Below are 22,212 nucleotides of genomic sequence, written 5' to 3'. Positions count from 1 at the left end.
GGGCCCGGTACGGTGGAGGATATGCATATGCACCTCCGGGACCCTGGTGAAGGCCTGCTCGTCCTGCCCCAGGACGGGGCCCGGATCGACCGCCTCGACGCCCAGCGCAAACGCCCCGAATGGCTCAGCGAAGTCTGGTCCACCCCCGGCACCCGGGTGCTGCGCCTATACGGCCGTCGCGCCCGGCTCAGTGGGAACCGGCTGGACTACGAAGAGGCGACCGGCCCGCTGCCCGAGGGTGCCGTGGCGCTCGGTGCCGTGGATCCCGCCGAGCTGCCCGACGGAGCTGCCAGCAACGGTGTCTCCGGCAGCCGCGGTGGCGCGGCCGCGCTCGTTCACGTGGTCACGGTGGCGCACCCCAAGCCCGCCGATGAGCACGTCGCCGCCGGGACCACCTGGGCTGACCTTGCCTTCGCCGGATCTCAGCTGACCCCGCTCGACGCCGCCCTGCTCACCCAGGCGCTGGCGATCACCGCCTGGCATGTCGGCACCCGCTTCTGCGCCTCCTGTGGAACCGCCACCGAGGTGGAGGTCTCGGGCTGGCGCCGGGTGTGCCCCCACTGTGGGGCGCAGACCTTCCCGCGCACCGACCCCGCCGTGATCACCGCAGTGCTGGACTCTGATGACCGGATCCTGCTGGGCTCGGCCCACCGCTGGGACACTTGCCGCTATTCGACCTTCGCCGGGTTCGTCGAGGCCGGGGAGTCGGTGGAAGCGGCACTGGCCCGTGAGATCGAGGAGGAGGCCGGCGTCGTCGTCTCCGATATCCGCTATATGGGGTCACAGTCCTGGCCCTTCCCGCGCTCGCTGATGCTCGGGCATTTCGCCGTGGCCTGTGATGCCTCCGTGGCCCGGCCCGACGGCGACGAGATCCGTGACGTCCGCTGGTTCACCCGCGCAGAGCTCACCGAGGCGGCCGAGGCCGGGGAGGTCACCCTGCCGACCCGCTCCTCGATCTCCCGGGCGCTGATCGAACGCTGGCACGGAACATTGATCAACGCGGTCTCCGATGCCCAGCCGCGCCCGGCCCCCAGCCGCGCGAATACTGGCAGCACAAACGGCCGGCCCGGTCAGCGAGGACAGCAGCCCCGATGAGTCAGCCCGCCTTCTCCTCCAGCTCTTCCACCGGACACACGCTCTCCGCCACCCAGCTGGCCGCCGCCCCGCCCGAAGCGATCCTCGACGGACTCGACGAGGAACAGCGCCTGGCCGCCTCCACGCTGAAGGGTCCGCTGTGCATCCTCGCCGGGGCCGGTACCGGCAAGACCCGCGCGATCACGCACCGGATCGCCTACGGCGTCCGCGCCGGGGTCTATGATCCGCACCGGCTGCTCGCCGTGACCTTCACCGCCCGCGCCGCCGCCGAGATGCGCTCGAGGCTCAGCGCGCTGGGCGCCCCCGGGGTCCAGGCGCGCACCTTCCACGCCGCCGCGCTGCGCCAGCTGCAGTATTTCTGGCCGGTCGCCATCGGCGGGACCATGCCGCAGATCCTCGACCACAAGGTCCGGCTGCTCGCCGAGGCCGCGCGCCGGCTGCACGTGACCACCGACCGTGCCGCGCTGCGCGACCTCGCCAGCGAGATCGAATGGGCGAAGGTCTCCACGCTGACCCCGGAGTCCTACCTGGAGGTCGCCACCGCCGAGGGCGCTGGCCGGCCCGCGCCCGGGGGAGTGGACCACCGCACCTTCGCCAAGCTGTATCAGTCCTATGAGGACGTGAAGCTGGACAAGCACCTGATCGACTTCGAGGACGTGCTGCTGCTCAACGTCGGCATCCTGGAGGACGATGAGCGGGTGGCCGCCCAGGTGCGCCAGCAGTACCGCCACTTCGTGGTCGACGAGTACCAGGACGTCTCCCCGCTGCAGCAGCGGATGCTCGACCTCTGGCTCGGTGGACGCGACGAGATCTGCGTGGTCGGCGACGCCGCCCAGACGATCTACTCCTTCACCGGCGCCACCCCGGACTACCTGCTCGGCTTCAAGCGCCGCCACCCCGAGGCGAACCTGGTCAAGCTGGTCCGTGACTACCGCTCCACCCCCGAGGTGGTGAAGCTGGCGAACTCGCTGCTGGCCGACCGCACCCGAGAGACGGTTCGCCTCACCGATCCGGCGCCCTGGCCCGAGCCGCTGCAGCTGATCTCCCAGCGCGAGCGCGGCCCGGTCCCGAAGCTGATCCAGCACGCCGATGACGACACCGAGGCCGGGTGGATCGCCTCCGAGATCAAGGCGCTGCAGGAACAAGGGGTGCCGCTCTCCGAGGTGGCCATCCTCTACCGCACCAACGGACAGTCCCAGGCCTTCGAGCAGAGCCTGGCCACTGCCGGGATCTCGTACCAGCTGCGCGGCTCCGAGCGGTTCTTCTCCCGCCGGGAGGTCCGCGAGGCGCTCGCCGCCCTGCGCACCTCCTCACTGGTCGACGACGCCGGGGACACGGTGTCCAAGAGTGTGCGCGACATCCTCTCCTCCCACGGCTACTCCGCGAAGGCCCCCGAGGCCACCGGCGCGGTCCGCGAACGCTGGGAGTCCATGGCGGCTCTGGTGGGGCTCGCGGACCAGCTCTCCACCGAGCGCGAAGACTTCACCATGCGCAGCTTCATCACCGAGCTCGAGGAGCGCTCCGCCGCGCAGCATGCTCCCACAGTGGAGGGCGTCACGCTGGCCTCGCTGCACTCGGCCAAGGGCCTGGAATGGGAGGCGGTGTTCCTCGCCGGACTCTCCGAAGGGCTGATGCCGATCACCTTCGCCAAGACCCAGAAGGAGGTCGACGAGGAGCGCCGGCTGTTCTACGTGGGCATCACCCGCGCACGGAAGTTCCTCTTCCTCTCCTCCGCGGCCTCCCGGCACACCGGCGGCCGCGGCCGCCGCACCCCCTCGCGCTTCCTGCGCCCGCTGCGCAAGGAGATGGGCATCGAGGAGCCGGGCCGGAAGATCATCCCCTCGGCGGGCGGGCTGAGCCCCAACGCCGCGGCGCGCAAGAAGAAGGCCTCCACCTGCTCGACCTGCGGGAAGATCCTCACGGTGGCCACCGAGGTCAAGCGGCGCCGCTGCGAGAGCTGCCCCGCCCGCTACGACGAGGCGCTCTTCGAGAAGCTGCGCGCCTGGCGCAGCGACTACGCCAAGGAGCTCGAGGTGCCCGCCTTCGTGATCTTCACCGACGCCACCCTGGAGGTCATCGCCGAGCTGAAGCCCACCTCGGACGCGGAGCTGCTGAAGGTCCCCGGCATCGGCGAGCGCAAGCTCGAGAAGCACGGCGACCGGCTCCGCGAGATCCTCAAAGAGGTCTGATCAGGGCTCAGTCGGCGTGGTGGTCGGCCCAGCTGACGCCGGCAAGGAACGCATCGGCCTCGCCGGTGCGCGGATACTTCGCGACCAGCGCCTTGAAGCTCGGCCCGTGCCCGGGCTCGATCAGATGCGCCAGCTCGTGGACCAGCACCGAGTCCTGTACCCAGACCGGCATCTCACGCAGCCGCGAGGAGAGTCGGATGGTCCCGGTGGTCGATGTCGTGGAGCCCCAGCGCTGGTGCTGCTGGGTGGACCAGCTCACCGCCTCCGGCTGCGGGACGCCGTCCAGATAGCGGGCCGAGAGCGCGGATGCCCGTGCCAGCAGCTCCTCATCGCTGCGCGGTCGCCGTGCCGCGCGGCGGCTGAGCTTCTTCTGAAAGGCTCGGGCGTGGTCTTCGATCTCGCGCTGACTCAGCCGCACGGGAACCCGGAGGCGCAGAGTCCCCGCCACCTGATCAGCCGAGATGGTTCGGGTGCGCCGAGCCGAGCGGACCACCAGCACCTGCTGGCCGTCCACCGTGATCTGCTGCTGAAGCTGCCTCGACGCCATGAGAAGGAGCCTAGCCCGGCCCAAGACTGTGGAAAACTCAGCCCGACCATCCCGGCCTTGGCACGATAGGGAGATGGATCCTGGGACACTGCCCGCGGAATGGAAAGACGTCTTCGTGCTCGATGCGCGCACCATCCAGCTCGGCGCCGGTGACCGCGCCGTGCGGATCATCGGCCCTGCCCGGCAGACCCTGAAACGCCTGCAGGAACCGGTCAGCGTCACCCGCGGCGAAGAAGCTGCCGACGACGGAGACTCCTGTCCCGAGCAGGGCTGCCCGCGCCCCGCCGAGGGCTGCCCGCCCACCGCCGCAGCGGCGATCCGGGTGCAGGCGCGACGCCAGCTGGCGGCGGTGCTGATCGATGGGCTGCCCCGCCCGGCTGCGCTTCTCGCCGAGCAGCTGACCCGCCTGCCCCTGGGCCTGCTGCTGCTGCGCGACGATCATCTCGTCGACCGGGCCGACGTGGCGGCCGGGTATCCCGCGGCCGCGGTGGGCCTCACCCGCGCCGTCGCGGTGCGCCGGTCCTGCCTGCGGCAGGACCCCGAAGCAGCAGTCATCACCTGCTCGGCGCCCGCCCGGCAGACCTCGGCGTCCGCCGCGAACACCTCGCTCCCGATCCCGCACACCCCGCCCGCGCTGCCGCAGGAGCCGGTGGACATCCAGGTGATCTTCGCCCGGCGCGCCGTCGCCCCGGCGCGACTCTCCGCCGCAGCCGCCCGGGCCCAGCTGGTGCTGCCGGTGGTTCGGCACCCGCTGGGCACGGGCCCCGACCAGTGGCAGATCGGTCCGCTGCTCAGCCGCGACCACGGCCCCTGCCCGCAGTGCCTGCAGCTGCACGGCGCCGCAGCAGACCCGCACTGGGACACCGTGCAGACCGCGCTCGCAGGACAGCATCCGACCGCGAATCCTCCCCTGGATCAGGAGGACCCGCAGTCTGCGACGGTGGTGGCGAGCCTGCTCGCCCGCGAGGTCCAGCTCGCCATCGATGGCGAGGTCACGCCGCAGACCGCCTCGCGGATGATCGGCCTCTCCGCCTCGACCGGGAAGCTCAGCCTGGAGCACGTGAGCCCACACCCGGAATGCGCCTGCCGGCTGAACACTCCCGTCTCCGAGTGATGAGGGCGGGGGATCAGAACAGGCGAGCAGAACAGCTGAGAAGGGGCAGCCCCACCGTCAACATCACAGCCCGACTTCATCCTGTGGCGAACTGACCGCGCCCATACAGACATCACGGAGCCGCGCTGGATACGCTGGAGTCTCTCAGGCCGAACCAGGATCACCACAGGGAGCGTCCGATGAGCCAGAACAACTCCGGCAGCAACGACCAGGGCAACGGGGAAGACCCACGTGACCCCATGGAGGAGTTCTTCAAACAGCTCTTCGGCGGGCAGATGCCCGGGCAGACCCCCGGTGATGACGCCGACAAGGACGACGCCGCCAAGCGCGGCCCCAGCATCGGCTTCACCGGCACCCCCGGCGCAGGTGGCGGTGCAGGCGCCGGTGATCAGGGCGGAATCCCCGGCCTCCCTCCCGGATTCGACCCCTCGCAGATCCCCGGCATGGCCGATATGAACCCGCAGATGATGCAGCAGATCATGGGACAGGTCCAGTCCATGTTCTCCGCCATGCAGAACCCCGCCGACGAGGACAAGGGCCCGGTCAACTGGTCCATGGCGCGGCAGGCCGCACGCCAGGCCGCCGCCGGCGATGACCCCAGCGTCTCGGCCGCCGAGCGCAAGGAGATCGACGACGCCCTGCGCCTGGCGGACATGTGGCTCGACGGGGCCACCACCTTCGAGACCGCCGGGCAGATCGGCCAGGCCTGGTCCCGCGCCCAGTGGGTCGAGGAGACCTTCGACTCTTGGAAGCGGCTGACCGAACCGGTGGCCGAATCGGTCTCCAAGGCCCTCGGCAGCGCCATCAAGGACCAGCTCGGCGAGGAAGGCTCAGGCCTTCCCCCGGAGCTCGAGTCCATGATGGGCGGAGCCGGCGCACAGCAGATCACCGGCATGATCGAGTCCATGGGCGGCATGGCCTTCGGCATGCAGCTCGGCCAGGCCGTGGGCGCACTCGCCAAGGAGGTCGTCTCCTCCTCGGACACCGGACTGCCGCTGGCCGGCAACACCACCGCGCTGCTGCCCAAGAACGTCCGCGAGTTCAGCAAGGGCCTCAGCGTGGACAAGCGCGAGGTGCTGCTCTACCTGGCGCTGCGTGAAGCCGCCCGGATGCGCCTGTTCAACAACGCCCCCTGGCTCGAGCAGGACCTCTTCAACGCCGTCGGCCAGTACGCCGCCGGGATCCACATCGACATGGACCGGATCGAAGAGGCCGCCAGCCAGATGGACCCGAACAACCCCGAGGCGATGAACTCCATCCTCGGTGAGGGCCTCTTCCCGGAGGAGCGCACCCCCATGCAGGAGGCCGCGCTGAAGCGCATCGAGACCACCCTGGCGCTGGTCGAGGGCTGGGTGGACGACGTCGTCACCCAGGCCGCCGAGCACCTGGAGTCGCTGTCCCGGCTGCGCGAGACGATGAACCGCCGTCGGGCCTCCGGGGGACCGGCCGAGGACACCTTCGCCGCACTGGTGGGACTGGAGCTGCGTCCCCGTCGGCTCCGCGACGCCGCCGCCCTCTGGGCGCATCTGCGCGAGACCGAGGGGATGTCCGGACGCGATGACGTCTGGGGCCACCCCGATGTCCAGCCCGACGAGCAGGACCTCGACGATCCGACCGGATTCCAGCAGCGCCGCGCGGAACGTCAGGAAGAGACCGCCAAGATCGACGAGGAGCTGCAGAAGCTGCTCGAAGGCGGATACGACGGCAAGTCGACGGGGGCCTGACGTCATCTTCCGGTGCGGCTGGTCACAGATGAGATGATGAGTGACGATCATCATGACTGAGCACACCCCGAAACCGAAGAGGCTGAGTCTGCGGAGAAGCCTGCAGGCGGCGGCCGGCACGTCAGCGCTCATCATCGGACTGCTCAGCCTGCTGCTTCCCAGCCCCTACCTGGTGGAGAGCCCTGGCCCGATGTTCAACACCATCGGCGAGATCGAGGACCAGGCCGTCATCTCCGTCAACGGAGAACCGACCTACCCGACCGAGGGTTCGCTGAACCTGACCACCGTGTTCGTCGCCGGGGCACCCACCTCCACGGTGCGCGTCCCGGAGGCCGTCACCGGCTGGCTCCGTCCCGGAACCGACATCCAGCCGCACGAGCTGATCTACCCCTCCGGCACCACCGCCGAGCAGGTCCAGCAGCAGAACACCGCCGCGATGACCAGCTCCCAGGATCTTGCGGTGGCTGCGGCCCTGGAGGAGCTCGGCATCGGGTATGACCAGGAGCTCTCCGTCATCGACTTCACCGCCGAGGCGGTCCAGGTCGGCACCAACGAGCAGCTCCAGCCCGGGGACCGGGTCACCGCGGCGGCCGGGAGCTCCATCACCGGACTCGAGGGGCTGCGTGACGCAGTCAACACCGCCGCAGGTCAGCCGGTAGCATTGACAGTGCTTCGCGATGGTGAGGAGCTCGACTACGAGGTCCCCACCTACCAAGAAGCGGATGGCGACTACTACGTGGGAATCATGCTCGAGAACGAGTTCGCGTTCCCGGTCGAGGTCGACATCCAGCTCGACGGTGTCGGCGGTCCCAGCGCGGGGCTGATGTTCACCCTCGGCCTCGTGGATTCCATGACGGAAGAGTCCATGACCGGCGGGGAGAACTGGGCCGGCACGGGCACGGTGGACCCGGACGGCACGGTCGGGCCCATCGGCGGGATCGCCCAGAAGGTCGTCGGTGCACGCTCCCAGGGGATCGAGAACTTCCTCGTCCCGGCAGCGAACTGCGCCGAACTCGACGGGCGGGTGCCCGGCGGGCTGTCGACCTACGCGGTCGATGACGTGTCCGAAGGTCGCGCGATCGTCGAGGCGGTCCGCGACGCAGACGAAGACTTCCTCGCGGGGCTCGAGCCCTGCGGAAGCTGAACCGGTGCGCCGGTCCAGCCGGGTCAGCTGCCTGACCCACCAGCAACACCGATGTATCCAAGCACATATATAGAGACGAGGGTTTATCCGTGAGTTTCTCTCAGGGATTCGGGTCCGCGAACCCGTTCGGCGGAGGCCTGTTCGGCTCCGGTTCGGGCGGGGACGACGGCGACAACTCCGGCGGGTCCGGTTCCGACCGGCCAGCTAGGAGTTCCGGGCCGCGGCGGCCGTCAGCACTGGTGCTGACGATCGTCATCATCGCCGCGCTGATCGGCATTTTCGTGGCATCTTCCGGCTTCTACGCCGAGATCCTCTGGTTCAACCAGCTGGGGTATGAGGATGTCTTCTGGACCGAGCGCATCGCGCGCGGTGTGATCTTCCTGATCGCGTTCCTGGTGATGGCAGGCCTGGTCTGGCTCAGCCTGTTCCTGGCCTTCCGCACCCGCCCCAGTTCGGTGCAGAGCCAGATGAACGAATCGGTGATCCGCTACCAGCGCACACTGAACTCGATGCGTCGCCTGTTCATGATCGGCCTGCCCGTGCTGATGGGCCTCTTCGCAGGCACCGCGGCCCAGGGCAGCTGGGAAAACGTGATGCTGTTCCTCAACCAGCAGCCCTTCGGCATGACCGATCCCGAATTCGGGATGGACTTCGCCTTCTTCGTCTTCACCCTGCCGTTCCTCGGATTCATCAACGGCTTCCTGATCTCGGCCGTGCTGGTCGCCGGCATCGCCGGCATCCTGACCCACTACCTCTTCGGCGGCATCCGCATCGAGGCCAACGGCAAGTTCGTGGTCGAGAAGGCAGCCCGCTGGCACATCGCTGTGACCGCGGCTCTGTTCCTGCTGCTCCAAGGTGCGAACTGGTGGCTCGATCGCTACGCCACCCTGCAGAACCAGAGCGGAACCTGGGCCGGCGCGCTCTACACCGACGTCAACGCCGTCATCCCGGCGCAGGCGATCCTCGCCGTCGCCGCGGTGGTGGTGGCCGGCATCTTCATCATCACCGCCGTGACCGCCCGCTGGCGCTTCTCCATCATCGGTTCTGCGATGCTGCTGATCACCGCGATCATCGGTGGCGGCCTGGTCCCGTTCTTCGTCCAGGAGTACCAGGTCCAGCCCTCGGAGCGGACCCTGGAGACGCCTTATATCGAGCGCAACATGGAGCTCACCCGCTACGCCTACGGCCTGCATGAGATCGAGCAGGAGAGCTACGAGGCCGACGCCTCGGCCACCCCGGGCGCACTCGCGGAGGATGCGGCCAACACGCAGAACATCCGCCTGCTGGACCCGAACCTGGTCTCCGCCGCGTTCGGTCAGTTCCAGCAGTTCCGCCAGTACTACTCCTTCCCCGACACGCTGAGCTTCGACCGCTACGAGATCGACGGCGAACGCCGCGACACGGTGATCGCCGCCCGCGAGCTCAACGTGCCCACCGACGCCTCCTGGGTCAACCGTCACCTGATCTACACCCACGGCTACGGCCTGGTCGCGGCCAACGCCAACACCGTGACCCCCGAAGGACGCCCCAGCTTCACGCTGCAGGGCATCCCCACCCGCGGCGAGCTGGCCTCGGATGAGGACTATGAGCCGCGCATCTACTTCGGTGAGAACTCGCCGCAGTACTCGATCGTCGGTGCGCCCGAGGGTGCCGATCCGCTGGAGCTCGACCGTCCGGCGGCAGCAGACTCCGAGACCGAGACCGTCTACACCTTCGAAGGTGAGGGTGGCCCCGCCGTCGGCGGCCTGTTCAACCGGCTCGTCTACGCCATCCAGTTCCAGTCCCCTGAGATCCTGCTCTCCGGGGATATGAACGAAGAGTCGCAGATCCTCTACGACCGCGAGCCGCGTGAACGTGTGCAGCAAGTCGCACCGTTCCTCGACGTCGATCAGAACATCTATCCGGCGATCGTGGACGGCCGGGTGAAGTGGATCGTGGAGGGCTACACCACCTCCAACGACTTCCCCTACTCGGCCCAGCAGCAGCTGGAGCAGGCCACCACGGATGCGCTGACCCAGGGAGCCCCCATGCTCACCGGACAGGTCAACTACATCCGCAACTCGGTGAAGGCGACCGTCGATGCCTATGACGGCTCGGTGGACCTCTACGCCTGGGACACCGAGGATCCGATCCTGCGCGCCTGGCAGGAGGTGTTCCCCGACGCGCTCCAGCCCTACGAGAACATGTCGGCGGAGCTGCTGGATCACGTCCGCTACCCCGAGGACATGTTCCGGGTCCAGCGCGAGCTGCTCGGTCGCTACCACGTGACCGATCCCGGCACGTTCTACGAGAACAACGACGCCTGGTCCGTTCCTGCGGATCCGACCGCCGACGACGAGAACTCCGTGGCGCAGCCGCCGTACTACATGACGCTGCAGATGCCCGACCAGGAGGAGCCTTCCTTCTCGCTGACCGGTACGTTCATCCCGCAGATCGCTGAAGGTGCACAGCAGCGCAACGTGCTCTACGGCTTCCTCGCCGCCGCCGGTGACGCCGGCACGGGTGAGGACGGGGTGAAGGCGGAGGACTACGGCCAGCTGAGGCTGCTGGAGCTTCCGCGTGACACCGCCGTGCCTGGCCCCGGCCAGACCCAGGCGAACTTCGACTCGAACTCGCAGATCTCGCAGGAGCTGAACCTGCTGCGTCAGGGCGCTTCCGAAGTGATCAACGGCAACATGATCACCCTTCCCGCCGGTGGGGGCATCCTCTATGTCCAGCCGGTCTACGTGCAGTCCACCGGCACCGCGGCCGCCTACCCGGCGCTGCGCAAGGTGCTGGTGGCCTACGGCGAGGAGGTCGGCTTCGCTGACACCCTCGACGAGGCTCTCGACCAGGTCTTCGGCGGCGACTCCGGAGCCGCAGTGGCTGATGGTGCAGGCGTCACCGGCGACGCTGTGGACTCCGAGCTCGATGTCCCCGAGGGTGACGTCCCCGCTGAGGACGATGCCACCACCGAGGATGAGGCGCCTGCTGAGGAAGAGGCCACCACCGAGGACGAGACCGACGCCGATGAGACCGACGGTCCCACCGCGCCGTCCGGTCCCGCTCAGGAGCGTCTGAACGACGCCCTGGATCGCGCAGGCCAGGCGCTCCAGGATTCAGAGGCGGCACTCGCCGAAGGTGACTTCGCCGCCTACGGCGAAGCCCAGGAGCAGCTGCAGCAGGCCATCGATGATGCCCTGCAGGCCGAGGCTGACCTGGACGAGTGATCACTCGGAGCTGATCTGAGACCCGCAGAATCTCCCCGTCCGGACCCTTGTGGCCCGGACGGGGAGGCGGGTGTCGGAGATCACACTCCGAACAGTTCATTTCGATTTTGCACTCAGGAAATGTGTGCGTAGACTAAACAAGTCGCAACGCGGGGTGGAGCAGTTCGGTAGCTCGCCGGGCTCATAACCCGGAGGTCGCAAGTTCAAATCTTGCCCCCGCAACTGTGAAGGGCCGTTGACTAGGAGTTTTCTAGCCAACGGCCCTTTTTTAATGCCCGATATGTGGCCACCCTTGCTCAGAACCTTGCGCAGAGCTGAGAATCAGGTTGGACGACGTGGCCGTGCGACACTCACCAGGGGAAGTCCGGCCTGTCTGGGGTTAGCTGAGATGCCCTCTGAAGGCCCCTTGCGGGGACCAGTCTCTGACCGCGCCCTCCTGCGGGTCAAACTTCTGCGGTTCGGCCTCGGGGTCGACAGCAGAATTTGTGTTGGCTCTCGCGCGTCGAGGGACAGACACCAGCAACAACCGAGGAAGCAAGGGGCGCCCCCGGTTCCCGACAGAAGCTCCAGGTGCACGAAAGATTAGTGGTCGTGACTAGCTTTGACCCCCATACGCAAAGGGCTCCACTCCTTGTCCGTCCGGTGCGGTGTCCATATCCGCGTCCAATCGCACGGGTAGTGTGAACGCGGGTCTCTGTACCGCATGCGGTGCGAATGAGAACGAAGATAACAATCGAAGTGACGCCACGGGCGTAGGAGACAACCACATGGCACCGACCACGCGAGAAGGACAACGCGCCGAGCTGCACAAGACGATCTGGCGAATCGCCAACGATCTTAGAGGCAGTGTGGACGGCTGGGACTTCAAGACTTATGTGCTCGGCATGCTCTTTTATCGCTTCATCTCCGAGAACCTGACGGCGTACATCAACATTGGGGAACGCAACGCGGGTGTCGCGGCTTTCAACTACACAGCGCTCTCAGATTCCGACGCTGAGTTCGGACGCGCCGAGACCGTAGCCGAAAAGGGCTTCTACATCCTGCCCTCTGAGCTATTTAGCAACGTGCGTGAGCGCGCACCGCGCGACGCAAACTTGAACGAAACGCTCGAACGCGTCTTCAAGAACATCGAAGGCTCAGCCATCGGCGCCGACAGCGAAGACGACCTCAAAGGCCTATTTGACGACCTCGACGTCAATAGCTCCAAGCTCGGCAGCACCGTTACCAGGCGAAACGAGAAGCTCGTCAAGCTTCTCAACGCGATTGGCGATCTCCCGCTGGGGAACTTCGAAGACAACTCGATTGACCTCTTCGGCGACGCGTATGAGTACCTGATGCAGATGTACGCCTCACAAGCCGGTAAGTCAGGTGGTGAGTACTACACGCCCCAGGAAGTCTCCGAGCTGCTGGCCCGCATCACTGTCGTGGGCAAGACACAGGTCAACAAGGTCTATGATCCGGCCGTCGGATCGGGGTCGCTTCTCTTGAAGTTCGAGAAGGTGGGGTCTGCTGACGGTTTAGTTGACCTCGGGGTTTACGCCGCCAGAGCGACGGTCGTTTTGTAAACGGTCTCGTACTCAACCGGGGTCAACTTACCCAGATGCCGCTGCCGACGACGCCGGTGATAAGTCCGCTCGATCCAGTAGACGATCTCCCTGCGGAGCTCATCCCTAGAGGACCAGCGGCGCCTGTTGAGCACGTTCTTCTGCAACGTGGAGAAGAAGCTCTCCATCGCGGCATTATCACCCGCAGCACCGACCCGGCCCATCGATCCGAACAGACCATGAGCCTTGATCGCCCGCTGATATCTCCTGGAACGAAATTGAGACCCTCGGTCGCTATGAACGGTGCATCCGGCCACTGCGCGAGCTCCGCGGCGGACCACCGCGTCGTTCAGAGCAGCCACTGCCAGGTGTGACTTCATCCTGGGCCCGATCGAGTAGCCCACGATCCGATTCGAGAACACGTCCTTGACCGCGCAGGCGTAGATCTTGCCTTCAGCGGTGCGATGCTCCGTGATATCGGTAAGCCACAGCTGATTCGGAGCAGTCGCGCTGAAGTCGCGTTGGACCCGGTCATCACAGACCGGAGGGCCTGGCTTCTTGTTCATCCTTCGGGCTCTGCGGATCGTGGCCGAGAAGATCCGCTGCTGAGAACACAGCCGCCAGACCCGGCGCTCAGACACCCGATGCCCGGCCGCGCAGAGCTCATCAGCGATGAACCGGTGCCCGAACTCAGGATCATCAGCGTGAATGTTATAGGCGGCGTTGAGCAGTTCCGCCTCCTGCCAGTCACGAGCCGAGACCGGGTTCGCCGCCCATTTGTAGAACGCCTGCTTCGAGAAGCCCAACACCCGACAGGCCACCGCCACCGGAACACCGGTGACGGCAAGGTCACGGACCAGCGGGAACATCATTTTGGGCGGGCCTGCCCGACCTTGAGATTCGCTTGGGACAAGTACGCAGTCGCTCGACGCAGGATCTCGTTTTCTTGTTCGAGTTCGCGGATGCGTTTGAGCATCTTCGACTGGTCCGCTCGGCTAGCAGCATCTTCAGCAGGCTCGACACCGTGGTGATGTGCTCGATCCTTGCTCACCCACATCTGCAGGGCTGATTTCGAGATGCCCAGGTCTTCGCAGACCTGCTTCTGGGTCATCCCGGAATCGAGCAGCTCCAACGCGGAGGCCTTGAACTCCTCGGAGTAGATCTTCGGCATGGGACTATCCTCTCTGCTTTCATAGCAGTCAAGAAGTCAACGGAACCGTCAGCAGACCCCTGGGAAAAGGCGAAGAACGCACGTCGCGCCTACCTCGACGGATGACAACTGGTCGCCTACAGCGTGGCACTTCGACCTGTCAGGCGACTCCTTGAGAGTTGAGCGGGCTACGGCAGATGAGCTTTGACCAGCTACCAAGACATCGTGGAGTGCCCCAAGGGTGCCCGGTGAAGGATCGGCTTACGTGCGGACGAATTAGCTCTGGACAGCGCGGTGAAGTCGATGCAACGGTGCTTCGCGTACCTGCCCTAGATCCTCCCAGGTCACCAAACGAGGATGTCGAGCAATCTCAGGTCGGTCAGCTGTGTCATGTCGCGGACGCGCTGTTGGACAGCCGGCTCCTGGTGCTCGTACCGGGCCAAGGCTTCGCGCAAGTCTTCGATGGCACCGGACGAGCGGGCGGCGAGTAGGTCCTCGCGTACGGCGATCCACCTGAGCTGGCTTCGCCGTAGCTCTGGGTATCGCGCCGCGTGGGCCCGGGCAGCCGCCCGGTACGCCTTCCACAGACGAGAGTCCAATAGCGGGAACACAGCCGGGTACTTCACGTGTAGGACCTTAGAGACCTTCGCGAAGGAAATTCCGCGCGGGGCCGTCCCGGCGAAGTGCCAGTACAGGTCCGACATGTCGTCGAAGAGTCCACCGCGCACTTCTGGGTGCGCGTCGGCGAGATCCGCATTCGTCGCGATCCATGGGGCATCCGCAGCCCGTGCAATGAAATAGTCACCCTCGGCGTGCGAGATTCTCGAACTTACGTACCGAGTCCGCTTAATCTCCTCCGGGGTGATTGTTCCGTGGCCACCGGGCGGCGGGTAGTCGAACCTGGCTGGCGTCTTGCGCGGGTAGCCGACGAAGCGGTCGAGCGCTTGATCGAGCACATAATCGGAGCCTGCGACGGTGAACGTGACGGTGGAGGCCATGCCTCGAACACTATCCCTCCTACGACATTTAGCTCGACCGGTCACAGGCGAGGCAGAAACCATCAAGACTCAAGCGGGGGCAAATGCGTGGTTGCCGGCGGCCCCTGCCGATGTAAGACCTCGTCGTTGTCGTAATCGTCAGTGGTGGAGCATGACAGGCATGATGTTCTGGGCCAATCTGCGGGGAAGGTGTGTCAGTTAGGGATCGGCCACCGCGCGGGCTTCATGCCTTCCCTGCAAAAGGGACGCGGCATCAAATCTGGGGCGATTCAGAAGGCGTTGAAAGTGAGTCCTGGAACTTAGAAGGAAAACCCACCGCCAATGACGAGTCCACCACCTGAGCCCTTAGGGCCCTTAGGTTGTTTTGTCTCATGGCGGACGGCCCACCACCCCAGGACGTGTTGAAGAGGAATGCGCATGACGGGGATTGCTAGGGAGTAGCCAACGTGGCTGTCCTGGACTACATCGATGAGGGTCAAGGAGGTCATCCCATCGTCTTCCTGCTGCTTAAAGGAACCCATCTGAGCAGTAGCAATTTTCGTGGCCTCGTCTTTAGAGAAAGCCCTCGAACTAGGCGTGGCGCGTATGTACATTTCGGAGTAAGTGACTTCATCAAATTTAGATGAAGCAACAGGCGTCCCCATAGTGATCGCGGCTGCAGTTTGCAAGTAAATCTTCGGTCCTGACCCTGTTTGCTCTACGGACTCTGCGAGGGAAAGAAGTTTTGGATCGATGCGAGGGGCGTTAGGCACGGAGTCTCCAATCGTGTGAAGGCGAGATCGAATTTGTTCCTCAGCGTATCGGCCGGCTACTGCTTCAGGAGACCCGCCCGTAGGCCGGTCGTCTTGCGTGCACTCGTGCTTAGGCTGAGGGCTCGATGCACGCTGGGGGATCCCTCAGCGTGCATCGAGCCCGGGAGCGGGGTGCAACTGTCCGCAGGCCCACCGGCTTGCGGGCACAGCATCTGACCGTGTTCGAGTAAAACGACCTAACTGCGTGATCGTGGTCCGTGACGCTGAGCTTGGCGGTGACGTTTCGCTTGTGGTTCTTATTTGAGACGGCGAAGTATGCAAACCTCGCGACTGTTAGGTCTTGTGGCTGTTACAACCTAAGGGTTCAAAGACGAGTGCACGTGGTTGAAGGCGGGCCTACAGTTGGGAGCTATGGATTACGAGAGGAAAATTTCAGTAGTGCCCGCTCCTGGGGAGCCACATCGGCAGTGGCGCACGGCAGACCCTGAACTGGCTCCAGGAGAGGCTGTCCTTCTCATCATGGCTAGCGACTCGAAGGTCGCAGTGTCCAAGTTGATAGCTGGGTCAGGGGATTTATCCAAAGATGAGGTCATATCTTTGGGCCGTCTGAACTTTCATTGCTTCCTCCAGGGCTACGAGCCTATGGTGGCGCTGTTCAGAGCAACAATCAAACTTGATCCTGCGATTCCGGATCTCATTGGCGATGAACTCAGTCGCGTGTAATCAGAGGGTCCCTGAACCGAGCACGGTTAGCGGACCAAGGGCGCCTTAGAGTCCGAGGGGCTCCGGGAGTTCGGAGTCCTTCTCACCGCCAAGCTCGAGGGGCTAGCCGCCCTTGTGTACAACGGGTTCATCGCACGCAGAGGGATCCCCTATTGAATCTGAGCTTGGAAGACGGTGAGGTCGCGCTTTGCGTCTCTCCTTCATCGTTCGGTGTGTCGCACGTAGAGTGAACAGATGGTTGCGGACGCTTCAGTGCTGTTGATGGGGCCTCGTGGACGACGACTGTGCCTGGAACTGGCAATGGTGCTTGACCCGTTGATCCGGTCCGCCGTCTTCTGGCTCGCCTACGACTTGGACCCCGATAAGGGCACCACCCGAGTGATAGTCACTGTCGGCTCTTGTGAGGTCAGCGACCCACGGCCAAGGCCGTCAATGGCCGAACTCGTTACTGCTCTGGCCTCGTTCGATGTGACGCAGATAGAGCCTGAAGTCATCGATCGTGCTCTGGGCGCGGCGGTCGACACCTCCCGACCCTGGCAGGAACCCGACGGGGAGGACGTTCTCGCAGGGCTTCCCGACGTGACACACGCTCTGGCACCGATCGCCGGGCACGTGATGAGGGTGGCTTCGACTCGGTGGTGGTCTCAAGGTCGCCAGGACGAGCAGTGGGTCATCGACTGGCGAACAGTGGATGCCGCAGCGCCGACGCCTGGGGAGCCGTCACGAGACCTGTCCACCTGGGTTCGCGATGCACGCGCCGAGGAAGCCCAGGCGCAGAAGGAGAGACCATCAGATCCCCACGCCGCCTGGTCGGGCACATGGTGGTCGTTCCCCGAAGGGGCCGTCCAGTCGGTGGGGCAACTGCCCCGGGGGGCTGGATCTCATCGAAGACTCCATGGGAGGGGCAGATGCCACCGTGATCCCCGTCCGCGGTGCGGGTCGTACCTATGAGGTGCGCGCCGGAGACGATTGGGTCTCACTGTGCCGCGATTATCCTCTGAACGTCACGGCATCTCGACGGCACGATTGGTTTCGTTGTACCGGTTACGAAGGCGGGTGGGTGATCCCTGACTGGGAGAAGGTCGCAGAGCGTTGGGACGCGGTGCACGTGACGGCCTTGGCCTACCTCAGTAGCGCCAATCGTGCATTGAAGATTGATCCCGATGTGTCGACAGTCATGGCGGGGTGGAATCCGGACACTACTATTTGGCTCTCAGACGTTGAGTCGGACAACTCGCCCCAACGGTGGAGACGCGCTGGTGATCAAGAGTCCTGGATGAGAACCTACCCCTGACCTATTTGCGGATTCTCGGATTTGCCCGCTGAGGGTCCGCCCTGCGGGCACTTAAACTCCCCTTCAAGGCTGGATGCCCGCAGAGGGATCCCTCAGCGGGCACCATCGAGGATCTCGGCTCCAACGCCGAAAACAAGATTAAAATTGATCCTGCTATTCCGGATCTAATCAGTGATGAACTCACGTAAGTGCGGCGAACAGCCTCCCAGGGCACAGATAAGCCTCAGCATCAATGAGGTGCTGAGGCTTATGACTGTGTCGGCGCTGAAGCGTCACTGCTGCGGATATTGGCCTGAACCTCCGTACTGTCCCGGGTCGCCGTATTCTTCAGACTCTTCCGTCTCCACGTCGTGCTGTGGCGTAGGAGTCGCCGCGCCCCTGGCGCGTGTCCGACGCTTCTCGGCAGTGTCCTCGAAGCGACGCCGGGCCTTGGCCTCCACCTGGGCGTAGAGGTCCGGGTGGTCTTCGCTGAGCACCGCGATCATGATCTCCCTGATCCGGGAGTTCTCGGTCTCCTGCCGGCGCTTTAGCTCAGCGATCTTCGCGTCGGCGTCCTCCTTCGTCACCTGAATCTCTGCCTCGATGTGGGAGATCCCCGCGTTCAGCTTCTCGTTGATCCGCTCGTTACGAGTCTTCTTCTTCGCCATGATGGATGCCTTTCGTGGTGATCTCACGGTCCCAGTCAGTTATGAGCTGCTGGGTTGCTCGTAACGCCCAGTGCCCGCCAAGGCGGCGTAGAGCGTGGAGCGTGAGACTCCAAGATCACGAGCAACTACGGCCTTCGGCACCCCAAGATCAATGCGTTCCCGTGCCTCGGCGATCTGCTCCTCGTTGAGCTTGGGCCCGCGATCGTAGGCGCCGCGCTCCTTGGCGAGTGCTATGCCTTCAGCCTGGCGCTCACGGATGGTTGCCCGCTCAAGCTCGGCTACGGCGGAGAGGATCTGGAGCATGAAGCTGCCCATCTTGTCGGTGGTGTTCAACGCCGGGAAGTCGATGAACTCCAGCTCGACTCCCTTGTCCTTGAGCTCGCGGACGATCTCCAGCAAATCGATCGAGGACCGAGCCAGACGATCCGGGCTCTTCACCAGGACCTTGTCCCCGGCCCGGGCGTAGTCGATCATCTCGTGCAGCTGCGGCCGCTCACGGTTCTTCCCACTGAGCTTCTCCGAGAAGAGCTTGTCTACGTGCCCGAGAGCATCCAGCTGCCGAGCGAGGTTCTGATCTGCGGCACTGACTCGGGCGTACCCGATGACCTGGCCGGTAGTGTTCGACGACATTACAAACTTTCTAACGCATATGTTAAACCAAACTCTACACCCACCCTATTGGACACACAATAGCGCGGCGGGACCAATGTCCGTTGAGGTGTACCCCGCTGGGCGGGTGGTAGCTAGAGGGGGAGCTGGATGGCTGGACAGCTCGATGGCTGGATAGCTCGGAAGGTCGGGACCCAGATTCAAGACTGCGGTCGATTCGCCCGAACCGTCAGTCTTTCTTGTCAGAAGGATAAACCTGATCCGCAGCCCGATGCTTCCTGGTGGAAACCTGTAGAAAAACTTGAATGTAGCTGTATGCGCATAGTAATATCGGCTACTGGATATGGTTCCAATCACAATTGGACTCTGGGCGAGACTTGAGGCCTTCAGTTGAAGCAATACAAAGGAGACCGGGGAATGAAGCTTTCATCGCGGAGCGATCGCTCGCGGCCTGGGGTTCGTGAACCTCGCAATGCGGCAGGTCCAAGCTGAAGGGGCCGGGCAACCCGAAGACTGGAGTCGAAGGCATGGCGCATGAGGTGTCACCTCTTCCCAACGCGGAGCGACGTAGGTTCTCCTCGGCCCGAGGGAACGATCTAGTCTCCAAGGTAGAGCGCCAAACGTCCGACAAGCCCTCCCACAAGAACATCCAACGGGCCAGTGATTTTCTTTCCTCGCGTGCCGAACGGTTAACCGAGAGTGCCGGGGCAGCCTTCAAATCAGGCTCCGGTCGCCTCCGTAGCGAATCGTACGGCCCATCCGCGGCAAAGGGGCGGGAGAGAATTGCAGAGACCTTCGGAAGTTTTCGAGACAAGTCCAGGTGGCTCACCGAGGCACAGGTCGGCGAAGACGGAGCCTTGATTTGCCCTAAACTTGTGCGAGTATCCGAGAAGCTGTTGTTAGCAGCGGCAGCCCTGGGGGCGCTGGGCACTCTGCTGCTATCCAGGAGATTTCTCGGCAGTATCGAAGGGGACCCCACAGCCTCGGAACAGCTGGTCGCAATTGCCTCGCCAGCGGTGTGGCTCCTGCCGGTCCTGACGGTGCTGGCCCTCTATGTCGGAAGTATCGTTTCCCTGCGACTCAGACTCCCACTGTGCCGGGTCACCTCAATGTTTCTTGCCGTCTGCGGCCTAGCCGGAGCGCTTATCCTGACCCTAGGAGTCCAGGCCATTCCCGGCGTCGGCTGGGTAGTTGGGCGGGTTGTGGGTTTCGGTGGCTGGGTGCTGCTGCTGTCCGGCATCCTCGGTTTCTCCGCTGTGACGATGCTCTGGGTTTTTCGACCCTGTCGACAGTGGCATTCAGAGCGCCGCCGGAGAAGTGCAGCACGTCACGAAGCACCCCACATGCGCACGGCCCCGAGGCCGACAGTTCCATTCCCAGAGAGGACCACTCCGAGATATGACCAGAATGACTAACGTAGACATCGCTCGTCTGAGGACACGTGATCTCCAAACACGGTTCGACTCTTCCAGCGATTTTTCAGGCGATTTCAACCTCATGCCGTCTCACCTGATTGAGTTCGTTAGGCCAGCAATAGCACGGGGCGAGAAAATGGTGGCGTCTGCCCCCTGTGATATGGCTATCTGGGACGCCCCGGGCGACGGCACCTACTACTCATCCGGTGTTCCTGTGGTCGCGACGGGCTTTGCCAACCGGTACGGCACAAATTTCATGCTTGGGACAGTGGCTGGCAACCTAGCAGGCAACGCATGGAACCGGCGTAAGGCTGAGGCACTTTCCCAGAAGCGTTGGATGGCCTACATACCCCAGGGCATGCTTACTATCAGCACCTGCGGCTTCTACATCGACCATGAGGACGGCCAGTTCTGGAGAGGTTGGCATGACCTTGACAAGGTCGATTGGATTGAGCCGTCGAAGGTCGAGATCCGGACCCAGGGAGCTCAAAATCAGGTCCGGTTCCAACTCATTTCTGACTGGGCGGAACTCCTTTACGTCCTTTGGGTCAGAACGGCAACAGGTGGACACCACCCACGCAAGTACGATTGGATTTCGCCCAATCTGCAAACCATCCCGTTGGACAGCTACCCGGAATACGGGACGGGGGCCGAGTCTGTCCATAGCCCCGCTGCGCGCGGGCCTGAGGCACATTTCGGTCAGGCCAATGCGAACCTCGCCCTGATCTTCAGCTTGATCTCCCTGTTCTTCGTGTTCTTCCTTGTCCCGACTCTGATCTTCGGACCGCTGGCGGTTTGGCAAAGTATTGAGGCTAAGAAGAAGGGCAATATGTCACGCCGAAGAGTCCTGGGGATGTTGTTGGGCGGCGGAATGTTGCTTTTCGTCTTTGTGTTACTCATCGCGGGATTGTTGGGGTATGTCTCCTCTATGTGAGGTGATTACGCCTAGAAGGTGGTGCCGTCGTCAGTTCTTCGGCTGCTCTTATACTGGTGACTTGCCTTCGAGTAGTAGTCAATAATCGAATCGCTGTAACTGTCCTTTTGGACGGATAACCTTGTCCTTAAGCAGCGGGGCCGGCAGTTGGATGGCCTTCAACTCGTCTTCCAGCTTCTGATTCCTACGCTTCGCGTCGGCCAGCTCAGCCGCCTCCAGACTGCTAGCAGCAGGTGCCCTACCAGCGTTGATACGAGGATGGTGACGCCACCGGTAGATCGTCGCCACTGAGGTCCCCATCTCGTCGGCATGTCCTCGATGAGGTGTCCTTCATCCAGCAGGCCAAGGACGCGGTCACGGAACTGATGTGAGTGCTAAGGGCTGAACCGCACTGGGATTCCTGGAGACTCTGGTCTGCCCCGAGTTCCGAGGAGTCCGGATTTCGTGGATTCTTTATGTCCTGAGCACAGGAGGACCAGTGGAGACGAGGAGGCTGTCCCGCGGAGTTCCGGCGACGAGTGCTGGACGCGCTCCACGCTGGCCTCAGCGTCGCGAGCATCGCCCACGACCTGCAGATCAGTGACCAAACGATCTACGCCTGGCGTCGACAAGACCGGATCGAAAGTGGCGAGACCCCGGGGCTGACCACCGCGCAGAACACCGAACTACGCGCGGCGAAGAAGCGAATCGCTGAACTGGAGCTGCAGTTGGCTGTGGCGACGAAGGCGGTGGAGGTGCTCAAAGCCGACACTAGCCCAAAAGGCGACACGCGGCGGTGGAGCTGATCGCGGCACAGGACCTGCCAGTCCAGGTTGCCTGTCGAGTCCTTAGAGTCGCGGAGTCGGGCTACTACGCTCAGCGCAACCGGGCCTCCTCGGAACGAGCGATCCGTCACGAATGGCTCACCGGTGTCGTCTCAAGGGTCCACGCCGCATCTCACGGCCGCTACCGTGTACGACGGGTCCCCGCCGAGCTCACCATGGGGTGGGGCATGGCCGTTGGCTATCAGCAGATTGAGCTCCTCATGCGCCGAGCTGGTCTCAGAGGTCTGACTGGGCGGCGCAAGTGGCGACGGATGTTGCCCAATGAGCTAGCAAAGGACCTGGTTCAACGTGGTTTCGCTC

At 64.1% G+C, this 22,212-nt stretch carries 12 protein-coding genes, 1 tRNA gene and 2 pseudogenes; 10 read left to right on the top strand and 5 right to left on the bottom strand.

Annotated features, from left to right (window positions below):
• The first annotated feature begins 21 nt into the window (after positions 1-21).
• Together nudC and LTI14_RS02275 are read left to right on the top strand one after the other, a co-directional pair.
• Positions 22-1,095: an NAD(+) diphosphatase gene (gene nudC / locus LTI14_RS02280; RefSeq protein WP_241475694.1), complete on the top strand. Its 1,074-nt coding sequence runs from the start codon at positions 22-24 to the stop codon at positions 1,093-1,095.
• A complete protein-coding gene (locus LTI14_RS02275; protein ID WP_241463881.1) occupies positions 1,092-3,284 on the top strand; it encodes an ATP-dependent DNA helicase UvrD2 in 2,193 nt (730 codons plus the stop codon). Before nudC ends, LTI14_RS02275 begins: the two co-directional genes overlap by 4 nt.
• 7 nt (positions 3,285-3,291) lie before the next feature.
• On the opposite strand, the gene LTI14_RS02270 is transcribed toward LTI14_RS02275, so the two are convergent.
• The gene (locus LTI14_RS02270; RefSeq protein WP_241470150.1) at positions 3,292-3,831 is read right to left on the bottom strand and encodes a M48 metallopeptidase family protein; all 540 of its coding nucleotides are present in this window, start codon (positions 3,829-3,831) and stop codon (positions 3,292-3,294) included.
• A 73-nt stretch (positions 3,832-3,904) separates the two neighbouring features.
• Here LTI14_RS02270 and LTI14_RS02265 point away from each other — a divergent pair, with 73 nt between their 5' ends.
• The 6 genes from LTI14_RS02265 (at position 3,905) to LTI14_RS02240 (ending at position 12,587) form a co-directional block, all read left to right on the top strand.
• Complete coding sequence (locus tag LTI14_RS02265) at positions 3,905-4,945, top strand: hypothetical protein (RefSeq protein ID WP_241475693.1); 1,041 nt, start codon at positions 3,905-3,907, stop codon at positions 4,943-4,945.
• Positions 4,946-5,124: 179 nt separating this feature from the next.
• Positions 5,125-6,669, top strand: coding sequence for a zinc-dependent metalloprotease (locus tag LTI14_RS02260; RefSeq protein ID WP_241475692.1), 1,545 nt, complete (start codon positions 5,125-5,127; stop codon positions 6,667-6,669).
• A 52-nt stretch (positions 6,670-6,721) separates the two neighbouring features.
• Positions 6,722-7,813, top strand: a complete 1,092-nt coding sequence (locus LTI14_RS02255) for a YlbL family protein (RefSeq protein WP_241475691.1) — start codon at positions 6,722-6,724, stop codon at positions 7,811-7,813.
• Between the two features lie 89 nt (positions 7,814-7,902).
• Positions 7,903-11,022, top strand: coding sequence for a UPF0182 family membrane protein (locus LTI14_RS02250; RefSeq protein ID WP_241463888.1), 3,120 nt, complete (start codon positions 7,903-7,905; stop codon positions 11,020-11,022).
• Between the two features lie 148 nt (positions 11,023-11,170).
• Positions 11,171-11,244 (top strand) — tRNA-Met (locus LTI14_RS02245).
• Between the two features lie 545 nt (positions 11,245-11,789).
• Positions 11,790-12,587, top strand: coding sequence for a type I restriction-modification system subunit M (locus tag LTI14_RS02240; protein WP_274615772.1), 798 nt, complete (start codon positions 11,790-11,792; stop codon positions 12,585-12,587).
• Here the strand turns inward: LTI14_RS02240 and LTI14_RS02235 are convergent.
• The 4 genes and pseudogenes from LTI14_RS02235 to LTI14_RS02220 form a co-directional block, all read right to left on the bottom strand.
• Positions 12,557-13,737 (bottom strand): annotated as a pseudogene (locus LTI14_RS02235) (IS3 family transposase). The gene LTI14_RS02240 and the pseudogene LTI14_RS02235 overlap by 31 nt on opposite strands.
• A gap of 323 nt (positions 13,738-14,060) precedes the next feature.
• Positions 14,061-14,714: a DUF6308 family protein gene (locus LTI14_RS02230; RefSeq protein ID WP_241475690.1), complete on the bottom strand. Its 654-nt coding sequence runs from the start codon at positions 14,712-14,714 to the stop codon at positions 14,061-14,063.
• A 3,041-nt stretch (positions 14,715-17,755) separates the two neighbouring features.
• On the bottom strand, positions 17,756-18,130 hold the full coding sequence (locus LTI14_RS02225; RefSeq protein ID WP_241475689.1) for a hypothetical protein: 375 nt from the start codon (positions 18,128-18,130) through the stop codon (positions 17,756-17,758).
• A gap of 39 nt (positions 18,131-18,169) precedes the next feature.
• A complete protein-coding gene (locus LTI14_RS02220) occupies positions 18,170-18,760 on the bottom strand; it encodes a recombinase family protein (RefSeq protein ID WP_241475688.1) in 591 nt (196 codons plus the stop codon).
• Between the two features lie 1,377 nt (positions 18,761-20,137).
• Here LTI14_RS02220 and LTI14_RS02215 point away from each other — a divergent pair.
• Both LTI14_RS02215 and LTI14_RS02210 read left to right on the top strand, forming a co-directional pair.
• Positions 20,138-21,088, top strand: coding sequence for a hypothetical protein (locus LTI14_RS02215; protein WP_241475687.1), 951 nt, complete (start codon positions 20,138-20,140; stop codon positions 21,086-21,088).
• Positions 21,089-21,597: 509 nt separating this feature from the next.
• Positions 21,598-21,873 (top strand): annotated as a pseudogene (locus LTI14_RS02210) (transposase); the annotation flags it as partial.
• Between the last annotated feature and the right edge of the window lie 339 nt (positions 21,874-22,212).

It is taken from the genome of Nesterenkonia sp. YGD6 (assembly GCF_022565895.1).
Classification (GTDB): Bacteria; Actinomycetota; Actinomycetes; order Actinomycetales; family Micrococcaceae; genus Nesterenkonia.
Note: the sequence above shows the minus strand (reverse complement) of the source record. Positions and strands in the feature narration are given on the sequence as shown.